Origin of the sequence: Flavobacterium chungangensis, assembly GCF_042654045.1 — a bacterium.
Taxonomy (GTDB): domain Bacteria; phylum Bacteroidota; class Bacteroidia; order Flavobacteriales; family Flavobacteriaceae; genus Flavobacterium; species Flavobacterium chungangensis.
Genome location: NZ_JBHSFY010000013.1, coordinates 122,159 through 142,405 on the forward strand (window position 1 = coordinate 122,159; position 20,247 = coordinate 142,405).

A 20,247-nucleotide genomic window follows, 5' to 3' on the forward strand; every position below is an offset into this window, starting at 1 on the left:
TTAAGCTTCGGAGAAGCGAAATATTTATAGAAAAGAATAAAATTTTAGAGCAAAAGCTCCGGAGGAGCGACATATTCCTTAGCTAGATATGTCGCTCCTCCGGAGCTTTTTCTATTTGTTTTTTTGTAATTCTATAAATATTTAACTCCGCTGGGGTTTGCAAATATTTTTATCACATTTTTGTGATGATGAATTCGCTTCGGCGGTTGACTTGGTGCTGCGCTTCTGTGCAGGGAACTCCGTTAGAGCAGTTGTTGATTAATTGGGTTTCTCCGTAGCCTATTGCGCTCTCTATTCTTTCGGGGGCAACTCCTTGAGAAATTAGATAATCTCTTGTGGCTTTTGCTCTTCGGTCAGACAATTCGAGATTGTATTGGTCGTTGGCACGGGAGTCGGTATGCGATTCAATTTTGATTACAACAGTATTATACTGATGCATTAAGAGAACTACTTTATTTAATTCTATTGCAGCATCATAACGAATATCAGATTTATCTAAATCAAAGAAAATAATTCCGATTTTTATTTTTAGAATCCCATTTTTACGAACAATTAAAGCAGGATCTAAACCTACTAGAGCTTCGGTTTTTCCAGAACTGTTTGCTGTTACGATTGCTTTAGTATTGGCATTATAATTCTCTTTTGTAACCTCAATCGTGTAAGGAGTATTGCAATTTACGTTATTGTTAAAATCGTATTTTCCGTCTAATTGAGAAACCGTTTCTGCTACTTTTATTCCGTTTGCATTTTTAAGCGTTACCATGGCACCAGCAATTCTGTTGTTAGAAATGGCATCAAAAACATAACCGCTTATGGCTTGATTGCACGATCTTTCAAAAGAGTAAATATCATCATCGCCTTTTCCTGTCTTTCTGTTAGAGCAGACAAAACCTTTGTTGGTGGCTTCGTTAACGATATATCCAAAATCATCTCTGTTGCTGTTTAATGGTGCACCAAGATTGGCTGGCGTGTCAAAAGCACCATCAATTATTCTGCTTTCAAATACGTCTAAACCTCCTAAACCTAAGAATCCGTCAGAAGAAAAATACAATGCTTGATCGGTAATATACGGAAACATTTCACGTCCCATCGTGTTTATTTTTTCGCCCAAATTTTTTGGTTGAGAGAATTGATTATTGCCTAAAATATCAACCATAAAAATATCTGTAGAACCAATTGTTCCAGGCATATCCGATACAAAATAAAGCTTTTTGCCGTCTTTACTTACTGAAGGCTGTCCAACTGAATAACCATCGCTGTTAAAGGGCAGTTCCTGAATATTGGTCCATTTAGTACTGCCATTTTCGTTTTCTACAGCGGTTGCAGAGTAGATTTTTAGGTTATTAATGCCTTTGCTGTCACGTTTCAGTTTTCCGTTATAATTGTTTCGGGTGAAATAAATCGTTTTTTCGTCAGGAGAAAAGGCGATACAGGCTTCGTGATACTTTGTTGTAATGTCCTTTCCGAAACGTTCTTTGAAAGTGACGCTAGATTGCGTTTCGCTAATTTTCCCCAGTTGCATATTCAGATAAGGCTGATCGTTCCAGCCGTATTTATCTGTTTTCCAATAGGAAGAATCGGCAGTAGTAGAATAAACTAAGTCGCCTTTGTAATACATGGGGCCAAAATCTGAATTAGCAGTATTTATGTCTAAATTTTCTAGTAGAAAAGAAGGTTTTATATTTTCAATATCTTCTAAAGTGACATTTTTAAGAGAAAAATTCTTCGCTCTAGGATCTGTCGATTTTTGCTTTTCGGAGAAAATTTTCATCCATTTTTTAGCCAGATCATAATTCTGAATCCCTTGCAATGACTGAGCATAACGAAATAAATATTCTGCTGAAACTTCATTCGGATAATCAGCAATTAGCTTTCCATACCATTTGGATGCGCTTGACATTTTGGTATTAAAATAATAAGCATCTCCAAGTCGCTGAAGCGTTTCTCTGGAAGCATCACCATTATTTATCGAAAGCTCGTACGATTTTGCGGCTTCAACATAATGCATCTTATCAAAAAGAGCATCGGCAGTTTTGTTTTTGGTTTGTGAATAAATCAGCTGTATAACCAATAATGCGAGTATAGTAATTGTTCTTTTCATAGACTATCCGTATTAAAAGAATCTTGGTGATTTTAGTCCTTTTTTGCGTGAAACCAGTTCAAAACGAAGCATAATTTCGTGCGTACCGCTATTATAATTCTGCAAAGCGGTTGTGGTGTAATCGTAAGCGTATCCAGCCATTATCATTGGTGTAATCTGGATTCCGACAAGACCGCTTACAGAGTCTGATGTACGATAGGAAACACCGAGTGTAAGAGCATTGTTGAACATAAAATTGGCAGATATATCGGCAATCATCGGCGCGCCAGCCACATATTTCAGGAAAAGAGCAGGTTTGAATTTGGTATGCGCCGAAAGGTCAAAAACATAACCTCCAATAAGATAAACGTGTATTCTTTGGTTGACCAAATCTTCGCTAATATCATCATACGTATAACGTTCTTGGGTCATGAAATTCGGAATTGAAAGCCCTACATAATCTCTTTCTCCGTGCCAATACAATCCCGCGCCAATAACTGGAAGGAATTTGTTGGTGATGTTTTCACGAAATTGCACATCTGGATCTTTATAACTTCCCTTAGACCAGTCGATATTGATGACGCGACCACCACCTTTTACTCCAAAAGAAAGTTTGTGTGTTTCGCCAGATTTAATGGTGTAGGAGAAATTGGCATCTAGATATTGTTCTTCTGTTGGTCCGATTTCCTCGTTTACGATCGAAATTCCAAGACCTACATTTTTTCCGACTGGAGTGTCCAAAGAAAAACTTTGCGTGTCTGGAGCTCCTTCAATACCAACCCATTGTGTTCTGTAAATTCCTGTTATGGCTAAATGTCCCAGCGAACCAGCATAAGCCGAGTTTACGGTGAGTGTATTGTACATATACTGCGTGTATTGTGGATCTTGCTGTGCAAAGGCTCCATATGCCGAGAATAGAGTTATTATCGCGAAAACCTTTTTTATATTTTTAATCATAGCCAATTTTATTTTGGTTAATCCTATTCTTAAACTTTTCATTTTCTGGGTGGTTTTATTTTAGGTAAAGCCATCCAGAGGTTTTTTTAGATCCGTCTCCTAAATCCAAAATATAGAAATAGGTGCCTTCAGGAAGCGTTTTGGCAGAACCTTCCTCTTTTCCGTCCCAAGTATTTTTATAGCCTTTTTGGTAGTAAACCAAATTACCCCAGCGGTTAAAGATTTCCAGCTGATTATCTGGATATCTTTCGATACAATCGATATAGAAGAAATCATTCTGGCCATCATCATTTGGCGAAAATTCGTTATAGATTTTCAGACAGTTTGGCGAAACAGTCGCGCTATCCTGATTGTTTGCCGAATTGGTGTCTATCTGATCTAGTTTTGTCAAATGTGCTGTGTTCAGATAATCATTAAGATCGACCACTTTAACTGTTAAGGTTAGCGTTTGTAAAGCTCCTATATTGATCGATGGAATGCTCCAAATACCTGTTTTAGGATCATAAGTTCCTGAAGTTACCGCTGAGTTTACTAATGAATATCCTTTAGGCAACGCATCTTGAACTTCTACATTTGTGGCGGTTAAATTACCTAAGTTTTCAGCAGTGATAGTAAAGGTTACCTGAGTATCCATAGGAACATCTGTTTTATCGACTTCCTTGTTAATCGCTATATCAGTAGAAGGGATATTGATAGATTCGGAATCTTCATCATCTTCACTCTGATCTCCGTTGTCGTTATTTGGAGTCGAATCTGGATCAAATTGATTGCTGGCGGTTACCTGAGCTATATTAACATATTCAGCACTTTCAAGTCCAAACGGATTGACCACTGTTGCCTCATAGGTTAGTGTGATGCCTCCTACAGGAACGGTCAAATCAACCCATTTGATAATATTTTTGCTGAAAATACCGCCATTATTGATGTTCGAAATATTTTTGAATCCAAGCGGTATCAAGTCCTCGACAGCAACTCCAGTAGCGGTGCTTGGCCCTTCATTGTTAAGCTGAATAGTAAATGTGACCACCTCATTTACGTTTGCGTTTTTGTTGCTGGCTGTTTTCTCTAAACTTAAATCGGCAACGGCAACTTTGATTTGTAAACTGTCATAATCATCTTCTGTGGTTACCCCGTTGTTTGGAGTAGAATCGGGATCGGGCAGGTTACTGGCAATAACCTCAGTTATATTGGTGTATTCGCCTGCTATGCCTGACGGCTTATTTACTGTGGTATAAATATCTAATGATTGATCAGTTCCCGTTGGAATATTTCCGACATTCCAAATACCTGTGACATAATTGTACAAACCACTTGTAGGGCTACTTGTTTGATAGGTAAATCCAGGAGGAAGCAAATCTTTTACTCTTACACCAGATGCATCTGCAGGACCATCATTGGTAACGGTAACGGTAAAAATAACCGTTGAACCTACTTCATGAATTGCATCCTGATTAAGAGCCGTTTTCCTAATAGATAAATCTGCCATTACAATTACAGGCGTAACAGAAATACTGTCGTAATCATCTTCTGTCGCAATTCCGTTGCCAGGTGTACTGTCTGGATCATGCTGATCTGCAGTCATAATTTCTGCTATATTTAAATATTCGTTTGCAGTACCTGTTGGGGCTTTTACAAAAACATTTAAAATTAAAGTATGACTATTGCCAGCAAGTATAATTCCAGGAGTCCATTCTCCTGTTGCCGGATTATAAGCTCCCGAAGTCGAATTATAGAAAATATAATCATATCCAGAAGGCAGTACATCTTTGACAATAACTCCAGTGGCATTGCTCGGACCTGAGTTGGTTAATGTTATGGAGAATGAAATCTGCGATCCTACAGCAGGATTAAGTATGTTATTGATTACTTTTTTCTCAATAGATAAATCGGCTACAGCAGGAACAGGAGTCAGTAATACAGAGCTAATGTCGTCCTCGCCGCTGACATTGTTATTTGGTGTCGAATCTGGATCCAGTTCATTAGAAGCGTATACTTCTGCAATATTTTGGTAAACACCTGTAGTATTTACTTTAGCTCCAATTAATAATGATTCTGAACTGCCGTTTGGTATAGTTCCAATTTCCCAGATTCCAGTGCTATTAAAATATTGCCCAGCTGTTGAGCTGTATACCACATATTCGTAACCGCTCGGTAGCATATCGATTACTTTTACTCCAGTTGCATTTTGAGGTCCACTGTTTTTTACAGTTATTTCAAAAGTAACAGTCGCACCAAATATTGGACTAATATTACCGCCGACTACGGATTTTGTAAGTGATAAATCGGCCATAGGAACAGCAGGAGTTGTTGCAATTTCAGCATAATCATTTTCTGTTGTGATTCCGTTATTTGGAGTCGAATTAGGGTCTGGTAGATTACTAGCAGTAACTTCGGCAATATTTACATAATCTCCTGTCGGATTTACAACAGCGGTTATGCGTAATACTTGCGAATCTCCGCTTAAGAATGAACCAATTGCCCATTTTCCAGTTGTTGGATTGTAAGTTCCTTTTGTGGTGCTGTAGTTAGTAAAAGTATATCCAGAAGGGAGTAAATCTGTCACTTCCACTCCTATGGTATTTTGAGGACCATTATTGGTTGCAATTACTTCAAAAATGACTTGCGTACCTATAAGTGGCGTCGTATTATTTACTGTTTTAGTTAAAGATAAATCGGCTGCCTGTGCATTTGGAGTGACGGTTGCTGTTGCATAATCGTCTTCTGTTGTAACTCCGTTGTTTGGAGTTGAGTCAGGATCTTCATAATCAGCCGCCGTTACTTCTGCGATATTAGTATAATTTCCAGAGGCGTTTACAGTTGCTGTAATTTGAAGAGTTTCAGATTTTCCGTTTATGATATTGCCAACGTTCCATAAACCTGTCGCTGGCGTATAGGTTCCCGTAGAAATAGTATATCCAGTAAGTGTATATCCAGAAGGAAGCAAATCTGTAACTTGAACACCTTTATTGTCGTCTTTTCCGCTGTTGGTAATTACAACCTCAAAAGTAACTTGAGAACCGACTAATGGTGTAGCATTATTTACAGTTTTAGTTAATGACAAGTCAGAAACTGGTGGTGGAGGCGGTGTATCTGCCCTTGTTCCGACTAGCTCAAATGCATAATCATCCTCCAATAGTGCTCCGTTATTTGGAGTGGAATCAGGATCTGCAAGATCGGCTGCGGTTACTTCTGCTGTATTTGCAAAATTTCCAATCGAATTTGCAATTGCTTTAATCTGCAATGTTTCCGATTGATTTTTTGGTAAGTTTCCAATATTCCATATCCCTGTTGCAGGATTATAGGTTCCTGTTGAAACAGTATAGGCTGTAAAAGTAAATGCTGCAGGCAGTAAATCGGTTACCTGAACACCTGTATTATCTTGCGGACCGCTATTGGTAACAATTAATTCAAATGTGATTTCTGTATCCACAATTGGGGACGAATCGCTAACTGTTTTAGTTAAAGATAGATCGGAATATTGAACTGTTGGAGTAGTGGCCGCTTCTGCATAATCATCTTCTGTGGTAACTCCATTGTTTGGTGTAGAATTTGGATCAGGCTGGCTGCTAGCTGTAATTTCGGCAGTATTGATATAATTTCCTGTAGCATTAACTGTAGCTGTTATTTGTAAAGTATAAGAATCTGATACAGGCATATTTCCTACAGTCCAAACACCTGTTGCAGGATCGTAAGCTCCTGTAGTGGCACTATACGATGCGTAGGTGTATCCAGAAGGCAGTAAATCGGTAACAGCCACAGAATTTGCTTCTTGCGGACCAGAATTGGTTACCTGAATACTGAAAGTTACCTGTGAACCCACAAGTGGAGTGGCATTGTTTACTGCTTTTGTCAATGACAAATCTGCCGATGTCGGCACAGGAACCGTTGTAGCTTCTGCATAATCGTCTTCGGTTGTAACTCCATTATTTGGAGTCGAATCTGGATCTGGAAGATTAGCAGCAGTTACCTCGGCTTTATTCGTATAACCGCCACTTGGATTTACTCTCGCTACAATTTGAAGCGTTTCTGCATCACCAGTCACTAAATTACCCACCGTCCATACTCCTGTAGTTATATCGTAAGTTCCTGTAGAGACAGTAAAACCAGTAAAAGTATATCCAGACGGAAGAATATCTGTCACTTGTACGCCAAAGTTGTCCTGAGGGCCATTATTGGTTACAACCACTTCAAAAGTAACTAACGAACCTACTAAAGGTGTAGCACTATTAACGGTTTTAGTTAAAGATAGATCTGAAGATTGTGGAATAGGATTAGTGGTTGCAGTTCCATAATCGTCTTCTGTTGGCACTCCGTTATTAGGTGTGGAGTCAGGATCTGGAGTATCGCTATTAGTGACTTCTGCAATGTTGGTATAATTTCCTGTTGGATTCACAATCGCATTAATCTGTAATGTCTCAGATTCACTGCTCTCTAATATGTCTAGTGTCCATAAACCAGTTGTACTGTCATAAGTTCCACTTGTAGCATTAAATGTAGCAAAAGTATATCCAGAAGGCAGTAAATCGGTTACCTGGACTTGAGCAGCATCTTGCGGACCACTATTTGTGGTGATAATAGTAAACGTTACAACAGAGCCAACCAAAGGAGTGGCATTACTCACTGTTTTTGTCAATGATAAGTCTGCTGATGGCGGTATAGGAGTTAGCACCACACTGTCTTCATCATCTTCGCTTTGATCTCCATCGTCATTATTAGGTGTACTATCAGGGTCAGGAAGATTACTGGCGGTAACTTGTGTTATATTTTTATAATCTCCTTTAGGCAATACTTTTGCATCCAGAATAAGCGATTCTGTAACGCCAACATCGACAGTTCCAACATTCCATATTCCAGTAGTGCTGTTGTATGTTCCAGCAGACGAACTGTAATTTACGTATTGAAAACCAGTAGGCAATAAATCCATTACTTGTACTCCAGTTGCATTATTTGGACCATCATTGGTTATCTTAAGTTCGAAAGAAACTTGGCTTCCAACTACAGGACTTGTATTGCCTGTAACTACATTTTTGGTTAAAGATAAGTCGGCAGAAGGACCAAGAAAAATAATTTCTGCATCATCCTGATCATCTTCAGAAGCAACATTATTGTTTGGTGTACTGTCAGGATCTGGTAAATCACTAGCTGTTACCTCTGCAATATTGAGATAATTTCCTAAAGGGTTAACAAATGCATTAAAGGTCAGATCAACATTAGAGTTTGCCGCTATCGTTAAATTTGTCCATTCCAGTGTCGCCGTCGCAATCTGATAGGTTCCGCCATTAGATACTGACCCTGGTATAAGTGTATATCCGACAGGAATAACATCTTTTACGGCAACTCCAGTTGCGTTTCCAGGACCATTGTTAACGACATTGATGGTAAAAGCTACCTGTTCTCCAGCTGCTGCAGAAGTTGGAGTTACAGATTTAGTAAGCTCTAAATCGGCTTGTTTTAAGGTAATATTGGCACTTGCCATATCATCTTCTGGCAATCCATTTCCAGGAGTACTGTCTGGATCAAACTGATGAGCTGTTTGTATTTCAGCAGTATTAACGTAATCACTTGGTGATGAAACGACGTTTACTTTGGCTGTAATTTGCAAGGTAAGAGAGTTTCCATTGTTCAGATTGCCAACATTCCAAATTCCTGTGGCATTATTATATTTTCCAGCTCCATTATCACTTACATAAGTATATCCAGGAGGTAAATGATCTGATACTGTAATTCCAGTTGCATTATTAGGACCGCTGTTGGTAACTCGAATGGTAAATACAACATTATCGTTTATGCTGACAGTTGCTGGTGAAACGGTTTTTTGTAATGATAAATCAGCTACATCTAGAGTTACTGTTGCACTATCCTGATCGTCTTCTGCAGGATTCTGGTTATTGGGTGTACTATCAGGGTCGAATTGATCTGATTTTATAACTTCTGCTGTATTTACATAAGAACCACCGCCTAGAATTGTGGCTTTAAAAGATAAACTTAAGATACTGCCACTCGGAATTGTTATACCACTCCAAGTAATCGTATTATCACCAACATTATATATTCCGCCCGAAGTAACCGTTCCAGCAACAAGTGCAAAACCAAACGGAATGAAATCACGTATGGAAACATTAGTAGCAGTAGCTGAACCACCTAGTGCGTTATTATTGAAAACGTTGATATTGAAAGTAACCACATCGCCTATACTTCCTGTTGTTGGTGTTACTGTTTTAGTTAATTCAAGATCGGCAATAGATAAAATGGTTAGGTTCATAGTGTCTGATGAAACGGCACAATTTCCATTGCTTACAGTCCATTGTAGAGTATATATTCCAGGAACAGTTCCGGTTACTGCTGAAGTAGGAGAGTTTACATCCATAAAACCTATGACGCTTGGCCCAGAAACCTGACTCCATTGACCAGTGCCGACTGTAGGAACGGTTGCATTTAAATTTACAGCTGTAAATTGGGGAACTATTTGATTTGGTCCTGCCTCTGCAGTTGAAGGATTTGCATAAATGGTCACTAAAACAGTATCTTCAGAAATACATCCGGTTGTGGTTATTGTCCATTTAAAGGTATAAGCGCCAGGAATTAATCCTAACATCAGCGAGTTTGGATTATTTGGAGCTGATATTGTAGCCGAATTAGGTCCAGAAACTTGGGTCCATAGTCCTGTGCCAATAAGTGGAGTATTCCCCGCCATCGTTGTTGTTGTAGCATTACAGATTTCTTGATCGGGGCCGGCGTTGGCTACGGTCGGTGGATTATCGTTAAAAGTGATGTTGACAGTATCTGAGGTTGGCTGACATAACGAAGGATTGGTAAAAGGACCATTTGTAACCGTCCAAGTCAATACATACGTTCCCAAAACATTAATATTAGATAGGGTAGTAACAGGACTGTTTGGATTGTCAATGACAGCAGTTCCGCCAGGAGGCTGAGAAGCAAACGTCCATGTACCAATACCAACTGTTGGCGGCACAGCAGCTGTTTTGTAAGTGGTTTGACAAGCAACAGTATCATCAGGGCCTGCATTTGCGGCACTTGGAGGAGCATTCATTACGATTCTCACAATGTCAGACAATGTTCTGCAAGACGGGCTTTCAAATACCCATTCTAAAATATATAAACCAGGTACTGTTAAACCTGTAACAGTAGTCAATGGTGCAGTTGGAGTTGTTATTACAGCTACGCTTCCAGCAGGTTGAGACGCAAAACGCCATTCAAAAGTGGTAACATCTGGCGGAGGAACATTTCCGCTTAAAGTGGCAGTTCCATTAACATCAGAAATACATAAAGTTTGATCTGGACCTGCATTGGGCGGTACACTTGCTCCACTAAAAATTTCAACATTCACAGAATCAGATGATCCTGGGCAAGTTGAACCATCAGGAAAAGTGGTAGAACTGGTCGTATAAGTAAAAACATAACTAGTTCCAGGAACAACAGTAGCATTCGCAATATAGCTATTAGGAGGTGTCTGCGATATAACAACAGCTGCTGGATTTCCAGATGTGCTGGTAAGTGACCAGGTTCCAGTTGAATTTTTATTCCCTGTTAGCTGAATGCTGGTAACATCACAGTACGTTTGAGTATCTCCTGCATCTGCCGTTGGCGTTACCACCACAATCATATCGTCGAAAGTTCCCTGACATAAAAAGATACTTTTGGCTGTAATAGTCCACCTAAAAGTATAAGTACCTGCCGCAAGTCCGTTAATTACCGTATTTGGATTAGTCGGATCAACAATATTGGGCTGATTAGGAGCACCAGTCAACACTGACCATTGCCCAGTTTCAAAAAAACTATCGTAAGTACTCCCTGCCATTGTAAGGCTGGTACTAGCACAGACATTTTGATCTGGTCCTGCAACAGCTTGATGGGGCGGAATACCGATAGTTAAATTAACATCATCAAATGCTTGACCACAGATCGATGCATCTACTGTCCATCTAAAAATATAATAACCACTGTAGGTAAAAGTAAAGATCGCATTTGGATCATGTATATCGCTTATGGTATATTCTCCAACACCAGAAATCCTTGTCCAAGTTCCAATTGAACCACCACTGGTTGTAGCGGCCATTGTTACTGTATTACCGCAGATTTCCTGATCGGGACCTGCACTTGCAGCTGGAGGAATGTCTGCAATTGTAACCGAAACGCTGCTCTGATTTGATGCGCAAAGTCGTGTTATGGTTTCTATAGACCAAGTAAAAACATAGGTTCCGTTTCCTGGAACGGTAACTAGTGTGTTGGGATCACTAGCATCGGCAATAACAACTCCCGTAGACGGAGTTACAGACCAAATTCCTATTTCTGGAAAAGCAGGAGTGTTACCACTAAGGTTAAAAGAAGTGGTTCCTGAAGGATAACAAGCATCTGGCCCTGCATCGGAAGTTGATGCAGCGGTAGAATTATTTGTAGCGATTGTTACAGTATCAGAGATAGGAGAACCACAAGATGGACCGGGATTAAGATAGGAAACTGTCCATTGTAATTCGTATGCTGATACTGTTGAGGTAAAACCTGTTGCGACAGCGTTTGGATCATTAACATTAGAAAATGTAATTGTATTTGGCCCAGAAACTTGGCTCCATGTACCGATTTCTCCACTTTGTACAGGCACAGCCGTAAGACGCACCTGAGCATTGGCACAAACCACTTGGTTCTCTCCAGCATCTGGAGTAGCCAATGAAGTATCAGATACATGAATAGTTACTGTTGAAACAGAAAAACCACAAGTTGCACCACCTCCTTTTGTTATATATTGAAAAACATAAGTTCCTGGTATAAGCCCTGTAACCTGAGTGTCAATGGCAAAATTATCAGCAATTACGGCTTGATTGGGCCCGCTAAGCTGGCTCCAAAAATGCATACCTTCTCCTGTTACGACTCCAGAAAGCATTGTGCTTGTATCACCGCAAGGTAAACTTACATCAGATCCTGCATTTGATGGGGTCGGATCTCCAGAAACCAGAATATTTAAAGTGTCAAAACCGTAATCACAGCCAGAAGTGAGTGAACCATTTTGACTTCTAATGAATTCAACAGTATAATCTCCAGATGTTGTAAGTGTTAAGGTTAGAGAGTCTCCAACATCTTGCAATGCAGTAGGAAAGGGGGCGAGAGGTGAGCTGTCTGGTCCAGATACAATTCGGTACTGATTTACTCCGGATCCTGTAACCGTAAGCGGAATAGTAAATACCGTTGCATTACAGCTTCCCACCATGTCATTACCGTTGTTAGCAACAATAGTTCTAGTTGCTCCATTAAATTGTACATGGTAATCTTTAGTAAAAATACAGCCTGTATTACTATTAGTAAGCGTATATCTAAAAGTATAAGGATCACCTTGATCTGATATATTCGTAACTAACGTTGTGGGGTTTGTTGGAGAAACAATTACAGCACCACTGTCTCCAGCTATCTGTGTCCATTGAACAGTTTCTCCAGCATAAAGAGGAGTTTGCGCTACCAAAGTTACTTGAGTAATGGTATTGCTGCAAAAGAAAATATTTTCATCACCGCCAGGAAGAGTAGTAACGTCTTGTGTCGCGGCTGGAACATTAATTACAACCAAATCATTGCCAGAAGCACAAGGTCCAGTTACTGTCCATCTGAAAGTATAAGTTCCCTGAACAAGATTTGAAACTCCTGTATTATTAGCGTTAGGATTGGCAATAGTTGGCGTATTTGGACCGCTTACAAATGTCCACTGTCCATTTTGTCCGTTAAGACCGCAACCTCCGTAGGTAGCATTAAGATTAGTGCTTTGTGTTGTAGTATAACAATTGCTTAGCGTTTGATCTGGTCCTGCAGAAACGGGTTTCACCCCTCCATAATTGGTTACTGTTATCTGAGAAGTAGTTCTACAACGCTGTCCAGGAGCATATTCAGGTCCTTCAATAACCCATTGAAGTGTTGTAACGCCACAGCTTGTAGCAGGCAAAGTTATCGTTGAGGTAGGCAGATTCGGAAAATTAATTACCACTCCTGCATTATTAGCGCCAACAATTTCCCAATGGCCTGTTTCCCCAGTATTTTGAGGTGCATTTGCAGTTATAGATAAATTTCCAGTACTATTAGGGCAGCTTGTAATGTTGCCACCTGCATTTGCTGTAGTAATAGGCTCAACATTTACAACTTTATCCTGATAGGCTGTAATTCCGTCGCTACAAGTTGCGCTATATCTAAAAATATAAGTATTTCCTCCTGTGTAGCCAGAAATAGTAGTACTTGGGCTAGTTGGCGAATTAATAGTTACAGCTGGCCCAGAGATCTGAGTCCATTTTACTGTGCCGATAATAGGGCTAGGATTATTCCCAGTTAAAACCAATGCATCGGTTGCACAAATGGTAACATTTAAAACTCCAGCGTTTACAGTACAGTTTTGCGCATTTGCTTGAAAAGTGGCCAGAAACAGTATAAATACAGTGAAAACTAGTTTTTTTGATAAAGTGCAGATTTTCCAAGAAAAATAAAATTGTGCCATAAGCAATCAGGAATAGAAAGGAGGCAAAAAAGTATAACCACCTTAAATTAATAAATTGATTTTTAGCATTAATTAGTTAAGGTTTTTGAAAAGCAATATGAGGGGATGCTCAAATATAAAGAAAGATAGTCTTGAAATGTTTTTTAGTATGTTGCATATTATAAAATGAAACAAAAAACAGATTTTGAAACACTAAAAACTCATTATTTAAAAACAAAAAAAAATCTCTAAATATTTGATTTAGAGATTTTTTTGTTCAATTAAAATGCTTCACCAATTCTGAAATAAACTCCCCAGTCTCCTTTACCGACTGCACCGTCGAGACCGACATTGAATTTTGATTTTTTGAAAGGATTGTATCGGTATCCAACGCCACCTCCTGGATACATTTTCCAGTCAAAACTGGGAGTATCAGAACCGTAAATGGTTGCGATGCCAAAAAAGCCAACCATTCCCATTTTCTTTCCAAAGTTGTATCGGTATTCGCCTTGAATATCCATTAATCCTGACCCTCTGTATTTTCCTTCAGAATAACCCCGAATATCTGTTCCGCCAATAGTACTTTGCTGTTCAAATGCAACATTTCCAAGTCCGAACTTGCCATAAAAGCGTGCCGCGATAACATCCTTGCCTTCTCGGTTAGGGAAATATTTGTTGGCTTGAAAAGATATTCTGTTAGAAGCCAGTTCGTTATCTAAAAATTTCGGATAAGTAGACCAGTCCATTCTAATTTTGTAACCCGTTGTCGGATAGTAAACGGCATCTCTCGTATCGTACAATAAATTAAAGACAACTGCATTACTGTGAGAAATAGAAGAAGGAGAAATATCATCTTCATAAACGGTATTGTAGTGCGCATAAGTATAAGAAAGTCCGCCATAAAACTTGCCCACAATTTTACGCTGACCTCCAACGCTCATTACAGTTGTTTTGGTTCCGTAATCATAAAAATCGGGCTGATCTATATCATCCACATAAAACTGTGAATTCTGATTTCCAGTAAAAAAGAAAAATTTTAAACGCCATTTGTCTTCATTTAAATACCATTTATTAAAAAATGCCAAAGCGTATGATTTATTTGTGGTATAAATGGTTGACATTCCAGACAGTGATTTCGGCGAAATAGTATCGACTTCATTCACTTTATACATCATCATCGGAATTGCACCAAACATAAAATCAAGATTTCGATTATAGCTTAGATAAGGCATTACTCGCAGTTCGATTTTCTTTTCTTTTGCTTTTTTCGCAACCGAATCGGTATTTTTTTGACCGAAAGAAGGAGAAATAAAAGCTATAGAAAAGAGTAAAAGTAGAAAATGCCTCATTGTATAATTTGTTTAGTGAAAATTACATTGGCGTACAAGTACTTAAAAATTACGCTTTTCAGGTTCTTGTAAATTTAAATAAAAAATGTAAGTATTTGAAATAAAAACAATTAAGTTTGGTTTGTCCTGTTAAATATAGAAACAAGTTTTTCTAAAGCGTTTTCAGAATGCAGTTGTTCACCATTACTTAAAGTATCATTTAAAGCTTCTGCAGCTCTTTTTAGCATTCGTTTTTCAAAACAAGAAATAGCAGTTTTTAAATCAGAAAACAGATTATTGGTTAAGAATTCTGCCAATTCTAGAGCATCCAGCATAGCCAGATTAGCGCCTTTTCCTGCAAAAGGAGGCATTCTATGAGCTGCATCGCCAAGAATGATAAGGTTTTCTTGTGTTTCCCAAGATTGATTTTGCGGAAAATAATACTGTGGACGAAATATAAAGTGCAATTCTTCACTTTTAAAAAATTCATGCCACTCAGAACTCCAATCTTTGTAAACCTCTTCAAACCAATCAAAAATCATCTGATTGTTCTTAAAATCCAAATTCTTTTCTGCAATCCCGTTTTCAGGAATTTTACTGCTAAGAAGAAACATCAAAGAACCGTCTCCTTTTGTGCCGTACATAATCGTCTGTTCATTTCCTAAAGCGAGCACTTTTCCACCTTTTGAAAATTCAAAAAGCTTGGGAGCATTTTCCTTGGCATTATAAATTGTACCTTCAATCATTGTTATGCCAGAATAAATAGGTTTTTGTGTGCTTAGATAAGAACGAATTTTAGAATTTGCTCCATCTGCGCCAATGACCAAATCGGCATAAACGGTTTTCCCATTTTTAAAGAACAATCTCCAGCCATTATTTTCTTTTTCCATAGAAAGAAATTGACTATCCCAAACCATAGTTTCTGGCAAAAGCGAATGCAATAAAACAGCTCGAAGTTCTGAGCGATCTATTTCTGGACGTGGTTTTGATATATCCTGAAGTGAATCATGATTGTTTTCTGAATTTATCTGAGAAATGCTTTTCTGATCAGCATGCTCATCAAATTTCAATTCAAAATTCTGATTTACAATTCGAGCTTTACTAGCATTTAGACGAATCTTTTTGTAAAACTCATCTAGTAAATTTGCTTTTTCCATGGCTATTAAACCCGAATCTTCATGTAAATCTAATGGAGAACCCTGTACACGAACTGTTGAGTTGAGGTCTCTTTCGTAAACCTGTACCTTTATATTTTGCAACTGTAAAAGACGGGCTAATACTAAACCGCCCATTCCGCCGCCAACAATGGCAACCTGTTTATTTTGTAGTAACATAGTTTGTAGTTAAAATCTATGTTGCAAAATTATTTAGAGGAAAGAGCAGATAATAGTATAAATCGGTCGTTTTTGTTTTGAAAAAGCTCTTTTGGCAACGAACCCGAAATTTTCTTGATTTCTTTAATAAAATGTGTTTGATCTGTAAAATTCTCCTCGGGAAAAAGTTTCCCTTTAGCAATATGTTCTAAGGAAGCACGAAAACGAAGAATGGAACAATAGGCCTTTAACGAAATACCAAAATATTGATTAAAATACCGATTAATTTGACGGCTGCTCCAATTAGATTGTTCGGATAATTCTTTTACAGTCAGATTTCCGTTGGTTTGATAAATGAGTCTAAATAGTTTTTGTTTTCGAGTATCTATTTCCTTTACTAATAAAGACTCGATTTTTGAAGAAGCTTTTTCGCAAAACAATTCAAAATCATCTAAATCATTTTCGTTAAAATCCCAAAAGTTGTTTTCAAGCAGTTTTCCTGAGTTTAAAATTTCAGTAATGCTTTCGCAGAAAATATACTCAATAGCAGGAAGTTTAAAGCTAATGACAAAGGTCAAGCTATTGGCTGGAATTATCCCTTTTTCATATTGTTGTGTTCCTAAACCTAAAAGTCTAATTTGAAAAGAAGTTTCAGCGGTTTTCATTAAAGACAAATCAATTCGTCCATCAGGAAGGCCAATCGTTTCCAATGTTTGATCCGATTTATTTTGCATGCACCAAAAGCTATCTACAAAAGGGGAGAGCTTGTTGCTAGGTTTTATGGATTTGTATGCTAAATCGTTGAACATTTTATCAAATTTTAAAGTGAAAGTAAACAAAATGTGCTTTATTTCTAAGAAAAGAATCGCTTATAGAAAGCTTATAAGAGACTTTCTAATTCGATAAAAAGTGCGATGAAAAACTTAACATTGGGTAAGTTGTTGTATATTAGTTGTTTGTGTTTGTTTTTTTGAGGCAATCAAAAACTTAACATTGGCGAATGTCTTTTTCAATTTATCTTTGTTTATTATTTTTTGATGTTAATTTAATGATTTAATAACATTGAAAATTAGTTTAATTCAAAATAAATTTAATCAATTTCTTAAAATTAACAGAATAATGGCAAAAGAAATACTTGTTGATGAAATCAATCAGGAGGCAGAAGCTGTTTCGGTTATCTCTAACGACGAAATCGAACAAAAAGAGACTCCAGTTCTAGAATCTGCTGAAACTCCAGAAGCAAAACCAAAACCTAAAAGAGCTCCCAAAAAAGTGGCAGAAAAAGAGGCTAGTACAGTAGAAGAAGCTGTGCAAGAACCAACACAAATAGAAGAAATTTCGTCTGAGGCTGAAGAAGAAACATCTGAAGAAAACAATGATCAGCCAAAATCTAAAAAGAATAAAAAAATGAAAGAAAAAGACAAAGAGAAAAAAGAGAAAAAGAAAAAAGCTGTTGCTAAGAAAAAAGAAAAAGCAAAAGATAAAAAGAAAGAGAAAGCTAAAAAAGCAAAACTAAAAGCTAAAGCTAAAAAGAAAGCAAAAGCTCAAAAAGCAAAGGAAAAAGCAAAAGCGAAAAAGATTGCTAAAAAGAAAGCAAAAAGATCTAAAGCAAAGAAGAATAAAAAGAAATAAAGGTTAATGATTAATTGTAAATGGTGAATTGTTAATTGTTAATTGTTGAAGGTTATGTAGGATAGCTATAACTTTCTGACATTGTCAGGCTGAGCGAAGTCGAAGCCCGCGCAACATTCATCCATTCCAATAAAATTACAAAGCCACAGATTACAAGATTAATAAAGATCTTAAAAAATCATTTTAATCCTGTAATCTGTGGCTATTTTTTTTAATAAATTTTGACATTTTAAGGTTTGTTAGGCTGAGCGAAGTCGAAGCCCGCGTAAAGATTCATCCATTCCAATAAAATTACAAAGCCACACATTATAAGATTAACACAGATTTTAAAAAATCATTTCAATCCTGTAATCTGTGGCTGTTTTTATTGCAGTTTTCACATTTCACATTTCGAAATTCACAATTTTTGAGTTTTTTTCTCTATCGCAAGTTTGTCAATTTTCTGAAGAAATTCGGGATCAAATTCGGAGTAAGCACGTAATCTATATTTTTCGTCTCTAATTTTCATTACTAGACGAATCTTCTGTACCATCAGCCAAATCGGCTCATATCTTTTATGGCCAAGCAAATATTGAATTTTAAGAATTGACATTTTTCGGTGGGAAAGTGTCATCAATTCAATGCAAATCATCCAATAACGAATGGGGAGATTGGAGTTTTCCATTACAGTTCCCGATCTTAGACTAATTCTACTTCCACATTTTCTGCACTGAAATTTTAAATCATTCTGACGAAAAGAATGTACGTCATGCCCACATTTTCGGCACAAAAGTCCATTTTCTAGACGTTTGTTTTTGAGCTCTTCAATACAAGTTGCTTCATCAGAATATTTTTCAAAATAAGCGCGTAATTCCATTTATATAATTCCTTATTTAGGTTTCGAAATATAAAATATTTTGAAGAAATGAAGATCACGTTGGAATAAAAAATAAAATGTTTTTTTGCGTTTTCTGAATAGTATTGATTGTGCCGATATATTTCGCCTAATTTGGGCTTTGAGTTATATAGCAGAGCTCCGGAGGAGCGCAATATTTATAGAGAGAAATAGTACAAAAGATATAAAGCTCCGGAGGAGCGGCATAAAAACAGGTTTAAAAAATAAAAAGGAATACTCGCGAACGACTATTCCTTTTTATCAAGGGGGGCAAAACTTTGTTACAATTTACCTGCGATTTCTTTTTTATACTTATTAAGGATAGATTTTGTCATACCTAAATTAGCTTTTGTAGAATCTACAGCCAAGTAAATAAAATAATCTTGATTATCAGAAACGTCGATAATGTGAATTTGAGAACTTAGCGTAATCATAACATTATCGATAACCTGACCATTTAAATTCAATGCTTTAATAGCATTCATTTTAGCTTTTACTACTTCAAGGTTGTATGCAGATGCCAATTCTGGGTCAAAATCTGCAATTGCAGAGTGTGAATAATATGACATACCGCTTGCGATTTCAGCAACAGATACTGCGATGAAACCTGGGACGTTCTTTTTTAGGTCTTCCCCAAATTGCGTTAAGAAATCAGACATAGGTTTTTAGGATTTAATTAGATTGAATCGTTTTGGATGAGGCAAAATTAATTATACAATATTATTTAATTATCCGTAATGCGTACCTATTTTTAGGCAAATAATAAAATTAACATAAGTTCTAAAAATCACCTTTTCTGATTTCTTTAATTGAATTTTGTTTCAATTTGAAAATGAAATAATTAAACAAAAAAAGCTTCTGAAAAAGCGCTACTGCACTATTTCAAAAGCATTTTCGTTTAAGCAAAAATTAATTTTTTACTTGATTTCGGTTATAAAATCTTCCTGTGGAGTTCTTACTTTTTTCATGTTTACCAACCAATCATTTTCATGATCTCTATATCCTAGAGGTAAAACTAAAACACTCTTTAATCCAAGTTCGTTTAAACCTAAAAGTTTGTCTACTTCAGCAGGAATAAAACCTTCCATTGGAGTTGCATCTACTTCCTGTTCGGCAGCTGCAGCAATTGCAACACCAAACGAAATATAAGCTTGTTTTGCAGCGTGGTTAGCATGCCATTCTTGTCCAAGTGGCTCGTACATTCCCCAAAGTCTTTGTTTGTATTCATCCATTGCATCAGCAGGAATTCCTCTTTCAGCAATTGTTCTGTCAAAAACAGCAGAAATTTTTTCTAAACTATAGCCGTCCCAAGCAGCCCATACCAAAACGTGAGAAGCATCTGTAACTTGACTTTGGTCAAAACTTACAGCTCTAAGTTTGTCTTTTAATTCTTTGTTTGTGATAACAAAAATCTTATAAGGCTGTAATCCAGAAGAAGATGGTGCAAGTTTTGCAGCTTCAAGGATATAATCTACTTTTTCTTGCGGAACAGCTTGTCCGTTCATTTTTTTTGTAGCATAACGCCACTTTAGTGCATCTATTAAGGCCATTTTTCTTTATTAATTAAAAATTCTTTTCAAATGTAAACACTTTAGGTG

The 20,247-nt window shown here is 37.3% G+C and carries 9 protein-coding genes and 1 pseudogene; 1 reads left to right on the forward strand and 9 read right to left on the reverse strand.

Annotation, left to right across the window (positions count from 1 at the left end; all coding sequences use genetic code 11):
* Positions 1-172 precede the first annotated feature (172 nt).
* The 6 genes from ACFO3N_RS18990 to ACFO3N_RS19015 all read right to left on the reverse strand — a co-directional run bounded on the left by ACFO3N_RS18990 (position 173) and on the right by ACFO3N_RS19015 (position 16,952).
* Complete coding sequence (locus ACFO3N_RS18990) at positions 173-2,101, reverse strand: OmpA family protein (protein ID WP_379800394.1); 1,929 nt, start codon at positions 2,099-2,101, stop codon at positions 173-175.
* A 12-nt stretch (positions 2,102-2,113) separates the two neighbouring features.
* The gene (locus ACFO3N_RS18995) at positions 2,114-3,079 is read right to left on the reverse strand and encodes a PorP/SprF family type IX secretion system membrane protein (RefSeq protein ID WP_379800396.1); all 966 of its coding nucleotides are present in this window, start codon (positions 3,077-3,079) and stop codon (positions 2,114-2,116) included.
* Between the two features lie 13 nt (positions 3,080-3,092).
* Positions 3,093-13,523, reverse strand: a complete 10,431-nt coding sequence (locus tag ACFO3N_RS19000) for a PKD domain-containing protein (RefSeq protein ID WP_379800398.1) — start codon at positions 13,521-13,523, stop codon at positions 3,093-3,095.
* Positions 13,524-13,783: 260 nt separating this feature from the next.
* Positions 13,784-14,851, reverse strand: coding sequence for a BamA/TamA family outer membrane protein (locus ACFO3N_RS19005; RefSeq protein WP_379800400.1), 1,068 nt, complete (start codon positions 14,849-14,851; stop codon positions 13,784-13,786).
* A 110-nt stretch (positions 14,852-14,961) separates the two neighbouring features.
* Complete coding sequence (locus ACFO3N_RS19010; protein WP_379800403.1) at positions 14,962-16,164, reverse strand: FAD-dependent oxidoreductase; 1,203 nt, start codon at positions 16,162-16,164, stop codon at positions 14,962-14,964.
* 29 nt (positions 16,165-16,193) lie between these two features.
* The gene (locus tag ACFO3N_RS19015) at positions 16,194-16,952 is read right to left on the reverse strand and encodes a DUF6597 domain-containing transcriptional factor (protein ID WP_379800405.1); all 759 of its coding nucleotides are present in this window, start codon (positions 16,950-16,952) and stop codon (positions 16,194-16,196) included.
* Positions 16,953-17,262: 310 nt separating this feature from the next.
* Between ACFO3N_RS19015 and ACFO3N_RS19020 the strand changes: the two genes are divergently transcribed.
* Positions 17,263-17,775 carry a hypothetical protein gene (locus ACFO3N_RS19020; protein WP_379800407.1) on the forward strand — a complete coding sequence of 171 codons (513 nt, stop codon included), beginning with the start codon at positions 17,263-17,265 and terminating at the stop codon, positions 17,773-17,775.
* A gap of 406 nt (positions 17,776-18,181) precedes the next feature.
* Here the strand turns inward: ACFO3N_RS19020 and ACFO3N_RS19025 are convergent.
* The 3 genes and pseudogenes from ACFO3N_RS19025 to ACFO3N_RS19035 form a co-directional block, all read right to left on the reverse strand.
* A pseudogene (locus ACFO3N_RS19025) lies at positions 18,182-18,631 on the reverse strand (transposase); the annotation flags it as partial.
* Between the two features lie 299 nt (positions 18,632-18,930).
* Entirely contained in the window at positions 18,931-19,308 is a 378-nt protein-coding gene (locus tag ACFO3N_RS19030) for a hypothetical protein (protein WP_379800409.1), read from the reverse strand.
* Between the two features lie 258 nt (positions 19,309-19,566).
* Positions 19,567-20,199, reverse strand: coding sequence for a nitroreductase family protein (locus ACFO3N_RS19035; protein ID WP_379800411.1), 633 nt, complete (start codon positions 20,197-20,199; stop codon positions 19,567-19,569).
* Between the last annotated feature and the right edge of the window lie 48 nt (positions 20,200-20,247).

Bases quoted from the DNA above. Each gene is read 5' to 3' on its own strand.
- ACFO3N_RS18990 (WP_379800394.1), bottom strand. From the start codon at position 2,101: ATGAAAAGAACAATTACTATACTCGCATTATTGGTTATACAGCTGATT.
- ACFO3N_RS18995 (WP_379800396.1), bottom strand. From the start codon at position 3,079: ATGAAAAGTTTAAGAATAGGATTAACCAAAATAAAATTGGCTATGATT.
- ACFO3N_RS19000 (WP_379800398.1), bottom strand. From the start codon at position 13,523: ATGGCACAATTTTATTTTTCTTGGAAAATCTGCACTTTATCAAAAAAA.
- ACFO3N_RS19005 (WP_379800400.1), bottom strand. From the start codon at position 14,851: ATGAGGCATTTTCTACTTTTACTCTTTTCTATAGCTTTTATTTCTCCT.
- ACFO3N_RS19010 (WP_379800403.1), bottom strand. From the start codon at position 16,164: ATGTTACTACAAAATAAACAGGTTGCCATTGTTGGCGGCGGAATGGGC.
- ACFO3N_RS19015 (WP_379800405.1), bottom strand. From the start codon at position 16,952: ATGTTCAACGATTTAGCATACAAATCCATAAAACCTAGCAACAAGCTC.
- ACFO3N_RS19020 (WP_379800407.1), top strand. From the start codon at position 17,263: ATGGCAAAAGAAATACTTGTTGATGAAATCAATCAGGAGGCAGAAGCT.
- ACFO3N_RS19030 (WP_379800409.1), bottom strand. From the start codon at position 19,308: ATGTCTGATTTCTTAACGCAATTTGGGGAAGACCTAAAAAAGAACGTC.
- ACFO3N_RS19035 (WP_379800411.1), bottom strand. From the start codon at position 20,199: ATGGCCTTAATAGATGCACTAAAGTGGCGTTATGCTACAAAAAAAATG.